Raw genomic sequence first — 14,488 nt, 5'->3', positions numbered from 1 at the left:
ATGACCCGAAAACAAACAGTTTATCATGTCATATTATGTCCGCTAAAATGACTACTATAAAATTGTTTGGTAGTGAGGACTTCAGTCCTCATAAAAGTTTGAGGACTGAAGTTTTCACTACTTGCCTTATAAGGGCTATTTGACAAGACGTGATATCATTTCGATAGCCCGGATGAGCTTTCGCCCTCCAAAAGAAAGCAATTGCTTTCTTCAGGTAATATGGTTGCAACTCCTAGAGACATTGCGCCCTCAAAACCAGTCGCCCTTCTACCGTTCTGGGAACAACTGACAAGCCCGGTTAGTTGGCTGATTGGCCCAATCCAAGCGAGAATTCCCAAATCTATCCATCCAACCTTCCAAATAAGCTCGATTAGCCTTTTTTTCCTCTGGATCGGAGGTCTTCATTGGATGAGGTGCTAGACCCAAAATAGTCGCCGTCGTCACGCAAAACATCGACTTTTGAAAACTTTGACAAATTTGCACCCGCACATCGTCTTCACCGCGACAGCTAGTGCGATAAACTTCGTGCAAATACTCCGGCAAATAATGCCGCATATCTTGCATCAATTGAGTTGGCGGAATCCCTGCACCTCCAATAGGTAAAGGATCAGCAAACAAAGCCCCGTAGGCAAAATCTTTTTGTTTTTCCGGGATTTGATGAGCTTGAGCGTTGTAGGAAACTGTGCCAAAAAAAGCTGTACCCCGAAAGAAAATTGACTCTACATAAGGCACTGCTACATCTGGTAAAAATGTCAAGTTAGCGGCCGCCGGAATGATATCGTAGACTTGACCGTGAATCTTGACGCTGTAGGTAATTGGTAGACTGGCAGCGCTAACCAAACCTGCTAAGACAAAATCAACTACGTCAGCGATCGACTTAATTTTACCGGCTTCGTAGCGATCGGACAAATCAATAAACAAATCGCTCATTACCCGCCAAAACTGACCGAGACCCGTGTAGTAAGCCAGCATCCGCACTTGTTCCGGCAAAAAATCAGGAAATGCTTTATGGAGTCCCTGCATGAAAAAATTGCCTTTCAGCTTAGCCGCGATCGCCTTTTCGGCCAAACTGCTAAATTCCGGGGAATCCAAATAACTGTCCAAACCCCCGCCGCCGTGCCAAAGCATTGTTCTCATGCAATATTCCGCATACTCAAAATTTATGCGATCGTGCCACAAATAGCGCATTAACTTCGGCCGAGTGACTTCCCCATTGAAATATTTAAAAAACGGAAAAAGCACTAAAAACTGTTCTTCGGCAATATAATTGAGATTGCGAGAATAGGCATCTAGAACAATAGCATAACTTTTAAGAACGCCGACAACTTCAACTACATTTTCCGTAGATTCAGGCAGTAAAGCTTTGCCTGATTCCAAGAGGTCAATGTATGCGGCTAGGGGATGGGCAGACGGTTTTAATACGGTACTTTTCATCGGGATTTAGCCTGAATTTAAAACTATTTTTTTACTGTTTATAACTCTGCTATTATATCATTTTTGGTAATGTTTGCTACATAAAAACACAAACCTTTACTTTTTAGTGATATAAAAATACCTACCCTCCAGGAGGCACTCTATCTCGAAGAAAGCGGGATTTTTACGGTTTATGTAGGCGGCGTTTGTTTGTAGTGAGTATGGCCATCCTCACAATTGTAGGATGACTTGTATTCTCACTACAAACGAATTGGATTGGGGTCGATCGACCGGACATCCTATCAATCTAAGTTGTGAGCAATCACTTTAACTTGCGGTGGCACATTAGCTACCATTCCGATCGCAGTTTTCTCGCTCAAAGCAACTAAAACTCCCGGCTGCACTCCCATGATTGCAATAATTATTGCTAAAACCAGCGAAGGAATGCGATCGCGCCAGCGGACTTGCGGCAAATTTACCACCAAATCCGAAAGGCGGCCGAAAAAGGCGCGGTTGACCATAATTAAAAAGTAAACTGAAGTTAAACCAGTGCCGATCATGCAGAGCAAAGTTTGCACGGGAAACACTGGCAAACTGCCCCGAAACATCAAAAATTCAGCAATAAATCCAGCCAAACCAGGAACGCCGGCACTAGCCATCACGCCGAGGATCATTAAACTGCCAATCATCGGCAAACCGCGATCGGGATTGAACAAACCTTTAAGCACATCGATGTTGCGAGTGCCGGATTTTTTGTAAACAATGCCGACGGTTAAGAATAGTAGCGCCGAAATTAAGCCGTGGCTAACCATTTGTAAAACAGTTCCCAGCATACTAATCGGAGTAGCTGCGGCGCTAGCTAACAAAATGTAGCCCATGTGAGCGATCGAACTGTAAGCTACAATTTTTTTCATATCTTTTTGGGCGATCGCGCAACTCGCCCCGTAAAGCACACTCACCACCGCCCAACTCGCCAAAATCGGCGCCGCCACCGCCCACGCATCCGGAAACAAACCCAAACCAAAGCGCAGCATCCCATAAGTTCCCAGCTTCAAAAGCACCCCCGCCAGCAGCACCGAAACCGGCGTCGAAGCTTCGACGTGAGCATCCGGCAGCCAAGTATGAAAAGGCACCAAAGGCATCTTAATGCCAAAAGCCAGCAACACCCCTGCCAGCAAAATAATTTGCCTTACCAAAGGCAATGGCAATCCTCCTTGCAAATGCGATGCGCCCGCTGGACCAACCATATCGAAACTTGAAGCACCGCTAAGCCAACCAGTCCCCAAGAAAGCAGCCAGCAGCACAATTCCCGAAAATGCAGTATAGATTAAAAACTTAGTAGCAGCATAACCCCGGCGCTCGCCTCCCCAAATCGCAATTAACAGGTAAAGCGGAATCAATTCTACCTCAAAAAACAGGAAAAATAGCAGCAAATTTTGAGATAAAAAAGCCCCTGTTACGCCGCCAGTAATTAACAGAATCAAAGAATAATAAAGTCGAGGTCTGCGGATCGACTCATCCGTAGCGTAAATAGCTACCGCTGTCAGCAGAGTATTTAAAATTACCAAAGGCAGAGCCAAACCATCAACACCGAGATTGTAATTCAATCCCAAAACATCTATCCAAGGAATAAATTCCGAAAACTGCAACTGACTGGTACTGGCATCAAACTGAACTGCCAAAATCACCGATAGAATAAAAGTTATACCCGCAATGGCGATCGCGACATTCCGAACTATTTTAGAACTCACTGAACCGGGCCAGAACCCAATCAGGGCAGCAGCCAACATTGGTATCCAGATTAAAGCACTGAGCATCAATTAATACTTTCCTTTGTTACACAGTATTTAGAGCTATATTTAACATTAACGCAAAGCAACTACATATAAAAGCGATCGGCTGATTTTCTTGTTAACATAGATTCCAATGTCTCTGGAATCCTCCTATGACCTCAAGTCTTACAGATCGAGAAGATTTGCAAATTAAATCCGGTTCTCCTTCCACCCGCCTCACCGTTGCCGACTTGGAAGAACTGCAAGCTATACTCTCGGAAGCAAATCTCGACTACCAACTCGAACTGGTAGACGGGAAGATTATCCTTATGGGCCCATCAGACATTGTATCGAGCGAAATTGGACTTGAGTTTGGCAGACTTTTGGGGAACTGGGTCAAACCTCGCAAACTCGGACGAGTTTTTGAGTCCAGGGGCGGGTTTATCCTTCCCAATTCCGATATCAGAGCACCCGATGTTTCGTTTGTGGTAGCCGCTCGCCTCAAACAAAGTAAAAGGTATTTTGCCGAACTCGTTCCCGACTTAGTTGTAGAAATCAAATCTCAGTCCGATCGCCTCAAACCCCTGCGAGAAAAAATTTTATCATTTATCGAACTCGGAGCCAAAGTAGGAATATTAATCGACCCAGACAAGCGCACAATAACAATTTACACTCCGACAGCCGAGCCAGTTGTATTGAGAGACGGCGACATGATTTCAATTCCCGAACTTTTGCCCGGTTGGGAAGTTGCGGTGACCGAATTGTGGCCGATCGATTTTGAGTAAAACTAGATAAAAAAGGAGACAAACCCCGACTAAAATCATCTGCGTTCATCCGCCCTCATCTGCGGTTTAAGATTAAATAACATCAGACAAAAAGCAGACAAACCCCGAAAAATTAATCTGCCAACCTCTACAGTTTAAAACTGCCAAATAATCAACGCCAGCAACACAGCAACCCCCGCCACAATAGTCAACACATAAAACTGCGACTGACCGGTGCCGCTGTACTTCAACCCTTCGCCGCTGAAAATTGTGGCAAAACCAAACAAATTCACCGCCCCGTCCACCACATACTTATCAGTCCAAGCGCTGATTTTAGAAATCGAAGCCACAGCCCAAACAACAGTCAAGCGGTAAACTCGATCGATATAAAAATCGTAAGCAAACAAATCCTGCACCGCCGGCACCGGCAGCCGTACCGGTCGAGGTAAAACCCCGTACCAATAAATCGCCACCCCAACCGCAACGCCAATCAACCCAGATAACAACAACAGCGGCGTATCCAGCGTCTTCAAAAGCAAATTTAAAGCATCAAAATCTCCCGTTTCCGCCCAAGGCCCAGTCCAACTAATTAATAGTTGCCACTCCTGCAACATCCAAGGCACCAACAGCCCCATCACTGTCAAAATTACCATCGGCAAAGCCATCGGCCAACCAACTTCTGGAGCTCTGCGAGTTTTCGGCTGCGGTTTTCCCACAAAAACTAAACCGAATATGCGAGTTAAATTTAGTGCTGTCAAACCATTAACTAAAAGCAGCACAATTACCAGCCACAAAGGCACCGTCCAAAAACCGTTGAGCCAGCGCCGCATCGCCCAAAAGTTGCCCAGAGGCAACAGGGCTACCATCCCCGCAGCGCCTACTAAATAAGCCGTAGTCGTGGCAGGCATCTTCGACCACAACCCACCCATTTCTGTTAAATCCTGAGTGTTAGTTGTGGCAATAATTGACCCTACGCTCATGAATAATAGGCCCTTGGCGATCGAGTGGGCGAACAGCAACAGCAAAGCAATGTCAACTTGATTTAGCCCCACGGCGATAAACACCAAACCCATAGAAGCGCTGGTAGAATGCGATAGTGCTCTTTTGATGTCGATTTGGGCGATCGCCACCAAGGAAGCGCCAACAGCAGTCACTGCACCCAACACCACCAGCACCGCATCAGTCACGGGCGACAGCGCTAAAACAGGCTGAAGTTTAATTAAAACATAAGCCCCAGCGCCCACAACTACCGTATTCCTCATAATCGAAGCCGGGTTGGGCCCTTCCATCGCCTCGTCGAGCCACAAATGGAAGGGAAATTGAGCGCACTTGGCCGTAGGTGCGGAGATTAAAGCCAAACCTAAAAGAGTCGCCACTAGGGGAGACAAAGTTGCAGTTTCCGCCCATGTTTCCAAATCGGAAAAATTCAAACTTCCTGCTAAAGTTGAAAGCGTCACTACTCCCATCAGCAGTGGCACGTCTCCTACACGCTTGGTTAAAAACGCATCTCTAGCGGCTGTTACTACCAGCGGTTGAGCGTACCAAAACCCGACTAGCAAGTAAGTTGAAAGCGTCAGCACTTCCAACAAAGCGTAAGTTAGAAGCAGCGAGTCGCTAATGGCAATGCCGCTAATTGCTGCTTCAAAAAAACCCATCAGCCCAAAAAATCGAGCTAGCGCCCAGTCTTTTTCCATGTAGCCAAGAGCGTAAATTTGTGCTAGCAAACTCAGAACACTAACTAACTCCATTGCTCCGACGCTGACGGTGGAGATTTCTATTGCAAAAGACAAATCTAAATCTGCTGCTTGCACCCAGTGCACTAGCAACTGTTGGGGTGGTTGATCCCAAGTCGCTGTAAAAATAACTGACCCGTGTATGAAAGCCACCACCGTCATCAGCAAATTGAAGTAAGCTGCAGGTCTCGGGCCTGTTCTGCGAACGGTTCCCGTAGACCACGGCAAAGTTAAAATTGCGCCTATCAAGCCATATAAAGGTACCCACCAACAGGCTTGGAGGAGAAATTGAGTCATTTAATTTATCCCTTAAACTTGAAATTACTGGCTGCCTTTATACAAAAACAGTCGCGGGCGATCGCACGAGGCCCTAAAACTTTGACTAAAGCCGATCGTATAGTTGTGGCAAAATAATTTGCACTCCAGATTAACTATACATTAAAGCATCAAAACTGATAATTATCTCAACACAAAATTACTGGCTGAGCAGAAGAGGCACTCAAAGAAAAAAATCCCTGCCGAGGGGTCAAGACTGCCTTTTTTGCCGATTTCCCTGCGATCCCCCTTTTGAAATCCCCAATTTTCCAGGCAGTGATCAGCTCCGGCTTCACATACCGAACTCTACTTTATGAGTATTCTTACTTACTTTAATCCCCCCTCGCTCTCGGTATCTACCCCTCTAAATATTAAGATTATTAAATAAATATTAAATTATTTTAAGTAACATAAAAAATTTTAATTTTTGTTATTAAACATTATGATGTTAGTTTATATTGTCAAGGTGGACAGATTCCCCTATTCTTATAGGATAGGAAGCTTTACACTGCATTACTAAAAAATGTGGGCCTCCCCGTCCAAATTTTTAGATTTCTCAAAGATTTGTAACGGTAATTTCGCTCATCCTCAAAGGAGATTCAAAAATGTCAATTGCCGTGGGAATGATTGAGACAAAAGGTTTTCCCGCTGTTGTGGAAGCGGCCGATGCTATGGTCAAAGCTGCCCGCGTTACCCTCGTGGGCTATGAAAAAATCGGCAGCGCCCGCGTCACCGTAATTGTGCGCGGCAACGTGTCGGAAGTCCAAGCCTCAGTCGCAGCAGGAGTGGAATCAGTCAAGCGGGTCAACGGCGGAGAAGTCGTCTCTACCCACATCATCGCTCGCCCCCACGAAAACCTAGAATACGTTCTGCCGATTCGATATACAGAAGCAGTAGAACAGTTCCGAGGCTACTAAGTTCTTAGCGCACAAAAATTTCGTTTAAGGAAAATTTGTGCGATCGTCAAAAATTAACTGTTTAGTTCCCCAAATATTCAATCAGGAGTAAAACCAATGGCAATTGCAGTTGGCATGATCGAAACATTAGGCTTCCCGGCAGTGGTAGAAGCCGCTGACGCGATGGTCAAAGCAGCCCGCGTCACCTTGGTAGGCTACGAAAAAATCGGTAGCGCTCGCGTTACGGTCATTGTAAGAGGAGATGTCTCCGAAGTGCAAGCTTCCGTCGCCGCCGGAGTAGAGTCAGTGAAGCGCGTTAACGGCGGACAAGTGATGTCCACCCACATTATCGCCCGCCCTCACGAAAACTTAGAGTACGTGCTGCCGATTCGCTACACCGAAGCTGTAGAACAGTTCCGTGAAGGCGTGAGCGGCATTCGCCCCCTCAACAGATCATAAGATAGGCGATTCCCTACGGGATAGCTTCGCTTCACGGCGGTGAGGGGCGTTTGGTAATTAAAAATTAAAAATCGCGAGGTTTTTGATTTAGCATTTTTAATTTTTAATTGAGGTGGGTATGGGATATTGGTTATTAGTCATGAGTCATGAGTCATTAGTCATTAGTTACTAGACGAAGATCTAAAAGGCGGACAGCGGACTGAGGACAGAGCTAATAAAAAAAAGACAAGTGACAGTGTAAAAATGACAATTACCAATTACCTATTACCTATTACCTAAAATGCAAATGGCCAAAGTTCTCGGCACAGTTGTCAGTACCCAAAAAGAGCCGACGCTGAGAGGATCGAAATTTCTACTGCTGCAATTCATCGATGAGGAAGGTTCGCCAGTTCCCGGCTATGAGGTAGCCGCTGATTGTGTGGGTGCTGGTATCGATGAATGGGTTTTAGTAACCCGAGGCAGCGCAGCCCGGATTGCACCCGGAAGCGAAAACCGTCCGATCGATGCTCTGGTAGTAGGCATTATAGATACTGTCAATGTAGAAAACCGCCTCATTTACAGTAAAAAAGACGACCCATACGGCTAGTTGCAACCGTTAGCAGTTAGCAGTTAGTGGAAAAATAACTAACAACTAACAACTAACAACTAACAACTACCAACTAACAACTAACAAAAAGATTTTTCAGCTTAGGAGAACTTAATTTATGGCAGTCCGCAACGTTGCGGCTCCCCCGACGCCTTGGTCGAAAAACTTGGCTGAGCCCAAAATTCACGATACCGCCTTCGTACATTCCTTTTCTAACATTATTGGGGATGTGCATATCGGTTCTAATGTGATGATTGCCCCCGGGACATCTATTCGCGCCGATGAAGGTACTCCTTTTTATATCGGACAAGGAAGCAACATTCAAGACGGAGTAGTGATTCACGGCCTAGAACAAGGCCGAGTCACAGGAGACGACGGCAAATCCTATTCTGTGTGGGTGGGGAAAAATACTTCCCTCACCCACATGAGTTTAATTCACGGCCCTGCCTACGTGGGCGAGGATAGCTTTATCGGCTTTCGCTCTACGGTGTTCAATGCCAGAGTGGGCAAAGGCTGCATTGTCATGATGCACGTACTAATTAAAGATGTGGAGATTCCCCCGGGTAAGTACGTGCCTTCGGGAGCCATCATCACTAATCAGAAGCAAGCCGATCGCTTGCCAGACGTTCAAGATTCTGACGTTCAATTTGCAACCCATGTCATCGGCATCAATGACGCTCTGAGAACGGGTTATCGCTGCGCTGAGAACATCGCCTGTCTAGCACCAATTCGCAACGAGAAAAGTACAAACCCAAACATGAATCAAACCAAATATTCTACCCATGCCGGCACCCAATTGAGTCCAACTCTTGCCGATAGCATCCGCAATTTACTAGCCCAAGGATACAGCGTGGGAGCCGAACACGCCGACGCGCGCCGCTTCCGTACCGGTTCTTGGCGCACTTGCGGCCCGATTTCCTCAACCCGTGACTCAGAAGTAATCGCGGCTTTGTCAGCTTGCATGGCTGAACACCAAGGAGAATACGTCCGCTTGATCGGGATTGACACCAAAGCCAAGCGCCGCGTACTAGAAGAAATCGTCCAAAGACCGGGAGACAACGGCTCTAACGGTTCTAACGGTGCGAAAACTCACCAATCTAACGGTAAAGTTGCACAAGCTTCCAACCACAATAGCGGTTCCGTGTCAAGCGGAAAATTGAGTGCCGAAACAGTGGCTCAGGTTCGCGGCTTGCTAGCTCAAGGCTACAAGGTGGGGACGGAACACGCCGACGCGCGCCGCTTCCGCACCGGTTCTTGGCAAAGCGGGGCTTCGCTGCAAGTGAGAAACGAATCTGAGGCGATCGCCGCTTTGGAAGCTGTGATGAACGAGTACCCGGGCGAGTACGTGCGCTTGATCGGGATTGACCCGAAAGCTAAGCGACGCATAGTTGAAGAAATTATTCAGCGTCCCGACGGCCCGGTTGGTCAATCGGCTAACCCGGCAGGAACATCTAAGTCGGCAGCAACATCGGGATACAAAGCAGCTTCGACTGGTTCGGCGAGCAACGGAAGTTTGACCGGCAAGACGATCGACCAAATCCGCAACCTGCTTTCCCAAGGCTACAAAATTGGCACGGAACACGCCGACGCGCGCCGTTTCCGCACCGGTTCTTGGAGCAGTTGTGCCCCGATCGCATCCAACCGCGAATCTGAAGTGATTTCTGCCCTCGAAAGCTGTCTCAAAGAACACAGTGGCGAGTACGTCCGTTTGCTTGGCATCGACTCCAAGGCGAAGCGCCGGGTCCTCGAAGAAATTATCCAACGACCTTAATTTGCCTGGTAATTAGCTTGTTTCTCCCGTTAAGCCCTCGCACAGGTGCCCACGGGAGAAATCCAAGCGGATTGAAGTTGGATTTGAGATAGTTAAAAAGCTCGATTGAGAAGGGCTGGCCAAAATCTAGAATCTTCTGGAACTTTCTAGAAAACGTTAAAGCATCAATCTTCTCAGTATTAGTAAATTATCGTTTCTTAGATTGACATGGTTAAATTTATTAGTCGAAAAAACCCATAATTTAAAGTCCTTTGATCTAAAAAAATAGCTCCTTTCATGGTGAAGTTGAATGTATTTATCGCCACTGCAATTAAGTAGCAACTCTCAGATTTTGATGAGTGGCGATGTAGTTGTGAATGAGGGTGCGGCGATCGCCCCTGGAGCAATCCTGCAAGCAGCTCCGGGCAGCCGGATCTCGATCGCCGCCGGTGCCTGTATCGGTATGGGAGTTATCCTTCACGCCCGTGAAGGTACTCTGGAAATCGCGGCGGGCGTTATTCTGGGTGCAGGGGTGCTGGTGGTAGGTGCGGGAACGATCGGGGAAAATGCCTGTATTGGCGCCGGAACGACCCTAATCAATCCTTGTATCGAAAAAATGCAAATTATGCCAGCAGGTTCTCTAATGGGAGATACCAGCCGCCAAGCCGCTGCAGAAGAAGCAACCGCAACAGCGCCAACAGCAGCGCCAACATCACCAGAAACCCCCGAAGCGACTACGCCACCAGTCGATCGACCGATCGAGCCGATCGAGCCGCCACAACCCGCCCCAACACCGCCTCAAACGGAGCCGGAGACTGCCCCAGACCCGCCGGAATCCACCACCGCAGAGCCTCCCCAACCAGGGGAAACGCCGACTATTCTCTACGGTCAAGCTCACATCAATCGGCTGTTGGGGACGCTGTTTCCGCACCGGCAAGCTTTTAATCGATCGGACGAAAACGGCCAAACTCTATCGGGCGGTTCCGGGTAGCCGTCATTTCGGCAAAAGGCAGCTATGCTGAAGGCAGAAAGATCAAATATAAATAGGTAATCTCATATTATTGGTAGCTCAGCAATTTGTCAGGCCTTGCAGCAGCAATCAGTGTCTTGTAGCTCGTGCAGTCTGTCTTCTCATCTGAGAAACTAAAACTATCAACAAATTTTTATTTTGGGAAGTTTCTAAGGGTAATAGAAGATGGACGGACAAACAGATCGTAACAGTCACGAAGAGCGATCGCAGCGCCAGGAATACTTCAAAGACACTGCTTTGGGTTTGGTATCCACCAAGAGTTTTCCGGCAATTGTGGGGACTGCTGACATGATGCTGAAGTCGGCAGGAGTGATTTTAGTAGGATACGAAAAAATTGGTTCCGGTCACTGTACCGCGATCGTCCGGGGCAGAATTTCGGATGTGCGTTTGGCTGTGGAAGCTGGAGCTCAAACTGCCGAACAGTTCGGGCAGTTTGTTTCTAAGTTGGTGATTCCTAGACCTTTGGCTAATTTGGAAGTGGTTTTGCCGATCGGCTTTCGGCTGACTGAACTTTCCGAAAGTGGCAATTATTCTCGGCTTAGCAATCAGGCGATCGGTTTGCTCGAAACGCGGGGATTTCCGGCAATGGTCGGTGCTTGCGATGCTATGCTCAAATCCGCAGACGTACACTTGGCAGCTTACGAGAAAATTGGCGCCGGTTTGTGCACGGCAATTATTCGCGGTGCAGTTGCAGATGTAGCAGTAGCCGTAGAGGCCGGGATGTACGAAGCTGAGCGAATTGGCGAGTTGAACGCGGTGATGGTAATTCCGAGGCCTTTGGAAGATTTGGAACAAACTTTACCGCTGGCGAGTTGCTGGATCGAGCACCGTAAACCTGTGATGATGCCCGTGTCGGTTAAGGAAAAGGAACAAGAATTGATTGAACTTCCAGATTTGGAGAAATTGACTGTTTATGTGGAAGAGGAAATCAATCGGTAATTGGTAATTAGGCAACAAAAGTTTGTAGAGACGTACTGCAGCAAATAATGGGACGAAGTTTGTCAAAAAAATATAGAGTTTACTCGGTAGGACTGCTGGCAACAATTTATACTGAATAGCGGTCTCAAACTTAATTTGGCGATCGAGCCGATCGCCGTCGCATCAAGAGACACACAGCACCAAGTAAAACTAGACTTTTGAGATCCAGTCGATCGTCGGGTAAACAATCGAACTGACTAATAAGTAAATCCAGCCGACGTGCACAGCCTTTCAACAGGATTTAACTACTGTTAAAATGAACCTAAAATCCTGTTTCCGGTAGATAGCCTACAATCAATTTGAGGGTAATCTAATAACGGGTGGCAAAAAAAGAGAAGTTTAACAGTTATTTAACTCAAAACTGACAGCACAGGAATCAACCCCCAGCATCAAGCAATCCTGAAAGTTGACCTATGAACCTCAAACAATTTTACAAGCGTGGTTTGCACAGCGCCAAGAAAGGAAACTATGAAGCAGCACTTGAGGACTTCGATCAGATACTGCAAGTCAATCCCGCCGATGCCAAAGCCTATAACAATCGCGGCTTGGTTTACTACTACATGAAAGACTACCAAAAAGCGATCGCAGACCTCAGCCAAGCCCTAGATATCAATCCTAATTTCTTCGAGGCTTACTTGAATCGAGGCAATGCTTGGCGTCATCTCGGAGAACACGAAAAAGCCATTGAAGATCTCAACTGCGCTTTAGCAAATAAGCCTAACAGCCATGCTATCTACAACAACCGGGGACTTGTACTTGCTAATTTAGGAAATTACGAAGAAGCAATAGAAGACTACAATCGAGCTCTCTCTCTCAATTCCCACAATTATAAAACCTATTACAACCGGGGGCGCGCTTACTACCTTTTGGGAGAAAAAGAGGCAGCAACAGAAAACTTTAACGAAACGCTGCGGTTGAATCCTAAATATATCAAAGCTTACATAAATCGAGGTCTCTGTTACCACCAATTAGGAGACAATACGCAGGCGATCGCCGATTACAACACTGCACTCGGCATCGATCCACAAAATGTTTATGCCTATTATAACAGAGGTTGCGTTCGCTATAAATTAAAACAAATGCAGCTTGCAATTGAAGACTTTGACAAAGCAGTGGAACTAGAACCCAACTATGTTAAAGCTTATCTCAACCGGGGTTTAGCGCTGTATAAACTTGGAGATGTGACGGCAGCAAATAGAGATTTTTACCACGTAATGTGCATTAATGCTGAAGCTTATGTATACTACCAGGCCCAGCGGTGCACGCCTGATATTAATTCGTACTTTAAGGAAGCGCCACAGGTAGAACTTAATAATGCTGTCGAATACTACAACACAACCTTAAATACGATGTCAACTTCTTTAAGTTCAGCAGCATTAAACGCGGTCTGGAATCAAGAAGATTTGGAGAACAGAGACTCGATTATCTGTGAAGGTGAATTTATTAATGATTGATTTAGTCAGTAATCAGGAAGCTTGCGTACTTAGTGGGCTAAAATGTTACAATAATATCCAATTTTAGGACACTAAGTACGGAAGAACCATAAACATTAACTGAAACTATTCCATAATGCCATTCAAGATTTTAAGTTCAGCCGTTCTCCGGCAAGGGGAACTTCAATTTCCGTTTAACACTTCAACAATTGAATCAGTAAGTTCCTGAAAGCTTGCTCTCCCAAGCCGCCCGACAGCAGCAAGGGCTAGGTTCTCTTCGATATGTTTTGGCGCTTTCATCCCTACAAGGGCACTCAGGAGGCCAGGGGCGCTCCGGGTATATTGGAGCGCCCGCTGGCAGTCTGTCCGCAAGCTTTCGCCAAAGGCAGAAGCAATCTTTTCTGGGATCTGACCGATAACCTGCGCTTCACAGATCGACCTACTGGCGATCGCCCAAATGCCTAAGCGATCGGCAGCTTCCAATACTGAGACTTGTTCTCCTTCGATTGTTTGAGTTGGAGTTAGCACCGCTTCCGGCATCCCCATATTCAAAGGAAGCTGGATAAACCGAAACCGATCCTCTTTGTTCCCAGCTACTTCCCGAGCAATGGACTTCGCACGCGCCAAATCGATATGGTTTGTTTCAGTTGGAAGTACGCGAAAAGCATTCCAAGTTGCCAGACCGTAATTGGCAATTTTTCCAGCTAAAACTGCACCTTCAAGTACCTCAAAAACTTCTCGCAACCGATTGTAAAAAGTATCTGGTTCAACTTGAGAAAGTAGCTTTTCTGGATTGTGAAGATAGTAGACATCGATTGTCTCAATGCCGAGGTTGGCGAGGCTCCAATTAAGCTGATCTTTAATGTATTCTGGGTGGATGCAGTAACGCTCCTGGGCCAAATCTGCCATGCTGACAGTAGAGTTGCTTGGCTCGACGTACTGCTGATAAAACCAGTCTACATGGTTTGGATTTGGATGCGGAACAACGCCGCCTTTCGTACAGATAATTAGTTCATCCCTTGAAGCTTCTCCCGATTCCAGGAGACGCCGGATAGCCTTTCCGACACTCCGCTCTCCGTACTGGTAGCGGTAGTTGATTGCTGAGTCAATTACGTTGGCACCCCGCCGAACCGATTCAACTACAGCTTCCGCCACCAGAGTGTCAGTATACTCATCTGGTTCGCCAAGGTAAGTGCCAATTCCAATCGAGCTGACAACAAGCGAACCAGTTTCTCCGAAGTGATCAGCTGCACAATTTTTGTTGTGCCGTTCCCTGTAACGCCGCGTTCCTTCTGCGGTAGCTCGGCCTGTGATCGCGATCGCATTACTACTTCCTAACATAAAAATCTTTTGCCTTCT

The 14,488-nt window shown here is 46.7% G+C and carries 13 protein-coding genes; 9 read left to right on the top strand and 4 right to left on the bottom strand.

Going from position 1 to position 14,488, the window contains the following annotated elements; all coding sequences use genetic code 11:
• Window positions 1–267: 267 nt before the first annotated feature.
• Together QUA70_RS04925 and QUA70_RS04920 are read right to left on the bottom strand one after the other, a co-directional pair.
• The gene (locus QUA70_RS04925) at window positions 268–1,434 is read right to left on the bottom strand and encodes a CO2 hydration protein (protein WP_333345316.1); all 1,167 of its coding nucleotides are present in this window, start codon (window positions 1,432–1,434) and stop codon (window positions 268–270) included.
• Window positions 1,435–1,715: 281 nt separating this feature from the next.
• On the bottom strand, window positions 1,716–3,230 hold the full coding sequence (locus QUA70_RS04920) for an NADH-quinone oxidoreductase subunit M (RefSeq protein ID WP_333345314.1): 1,515 nt from the start codon (window positions 3,228–3,230) through the stop codon (window positions 1,716–1,718).
• 128 nt (window positions 3,231–3,358) lie between these two features.
• Between QUA70_RS04920 and QUA70_RS04915 the strand changes: the two genes are divergently transcribed.
• Window positions 3,359–3,970 carry a Uma2 family endonuclease gene (locus tag QUA70_RS04915; protein WP_333345312.1) on the top strand — a complete coding sequence of 204 codons (612 nt, stop codon included), beginning with the start codon at window positions 3,359–3,361 and terminating at the stop codon, window positions 3,968–3,970.
• Between the two features lie 134 nt (window positions 3,971–4,104).
• On the opposite strand, the gene QUA70_RS04910 is transcribed toward QUA70_RS04915, so the two are convergent.
• Window positions 4,105–5,979, bottom strand: a complete 1,875-nt coding sequence (locus tag QUA70_RS04910; RefSeq protein WP_333345310.1) for an NAD(P)H-quinone oxidoreductase subunit F — start codon at window positions 5,977–5,979, stop codon at window positions 4,105–4,107.
• On the opposite strand from QUA70_RS04910, the gene QUA70_RS04905 reads away from it, so the two are divergent.
• The 8 genes from QUA70_RS04905 to QUA70_RS04870 all read left to right on the top strand — a co-directional run bounded on the left by QUA70_RS04905 (window position 5,971) and on the right by QUA70_RS04870 (window position 13,150).
• Complete coding sequence (locus QUA70_RS04905) at window positions 5,971–6,096, top strand: hypothetical protein (RefSeq protein ID WP_333327720.1); 126 nt, start codon at window positions 5,971–5,973, stop codon at window positions 6,094–6,096. The two genes, QUA70_RS04910 and QUA70_RS04905, sit on opposite strands and share 9 nt — an antisense overlap.
• A gap of 506 nt (window positions 6,097–6,602) precedes the next feature.
• Window positions 6,603–6,914 carry a carbon dioxide-concentrating mechanism protein CcmK gene (locus tag QUA70_RS04900; RefSeq protein ID WP_006635059.1) on the top strand — a complete coding sequence of 104 codons (312 nt, stop codon included), beginning with the start codon at window positions 6,603–6,605 and terminating at the stop codon, window positions 6,912–6,914.
• A gap of 96 nt (window positions 6,915–7,010) precedes the next feature.
• Window positions 7,011–7,352 (top strand): carbon dioxide-concentrating mechanism protein CcmK, encoded by a 342-nt coding sequence (locus QUA70_RS04895; RefSeq protein WP_006635058.1) that lies wholly within the window; start codon window positions 7,011–7,013, stop codon window positions 7,350–7,352.
• A gap of 280 nt (window positions 7,353–7,632) precedes the next feature.
• On the top strand, window positions 7,633–7,938 hold the full coding sequence (locus tag QUA70_RS04890) for a EutN/CcmL family microcompartment protein (protein WP_006635057.1): 306 nt from the start codon (window positions 7,633–7,635) through the stop codon (window positions 7,936–7,938).
• 118 nt (window positions 7,939–8,056) lie between these two features.
• Window positions 8,057–9,709 carry a ribulose bisphosphate carboxylase small subunit gene (locus tag QUA70_RS04885; RefSeq protein ID WP_333327717.1) on the top strand — a complete coding sequence of 551 codons (1,653 nt, stop codon included), beginning with the start codon at window positions 8,057–8,059 and terminating at the stop codon, window positions 9,707–9,709.
• Between the two features lie 289 nt (window positions 9,710–9,998).
• Entirely contained in the window at window positions 9,999–10,679 is a 681-nt protein-coding gene (locus QUA70_RS04880) for a carbon dioxide concentrating mechanism protein (RefSeq protein WP_333345308.1), read from the top strand.
• 204 nt (window positions 10,680–10,883) lie between these two features.
• Window positions 10,884–11,657 carry a BMC domain-containing protein gene (locus QUA70_RS04875; RefSeq protein WP_333045652.1) on the top strand — a complete coding sequence of 258 codons (774 nt, stop codon included), beginning with the start codon at window positions 10,884–10,886 and terminating at the stop codon, window positions 11,655–11,657.
• Between the two features lie 452 nt (window positions 11,658–12,109).
• Window positions 12,110–13,150: a tetratricopeptide repeat protein gene (locus tag QUA70_RS04870; RefSeq protein WP_333327711.1), complete on the top strand. Its 1,041-nt coding sequence runs from the start codon at window positions 12,110–12,112 to the stop codon at window positions 13,148–13,150.
• A gap of 162 nt (window positions 13,151–13,312) precedes the next feature.
• On the opposite strand, the gene QUA70_RS04865 is transcribed toward QUA70_RS04870, so the two are convergent.
• Window positions 13,313–14,470 (bottom strand): aldo/keto reductase, encoded by a 1,158-nt coding sequence (locus QUA70_RS04865; RefSeq protein ID WP_333345306.1) that lies wholly within the window; start codon window positions 14,468–14,470, stop codon window positions 13,313–13,315.
• Window positions 14,471–14,488 lie beyond the last annotated feature (18 nt).

The organism is Microcoleus sp. LAD1_D5, from assembly GCF_036702115.1.
Taxonomy (GTDB): Bacteria; Cyanobacteriota; Cyanobacteriia; order Cyanobacteriales; family Microcoleaceae; genus Microcoleus.
Note: the sequence above shows the minus strand (reverse complement) of the source record. Positions and strands in the feature narration are given on the sequence as shown.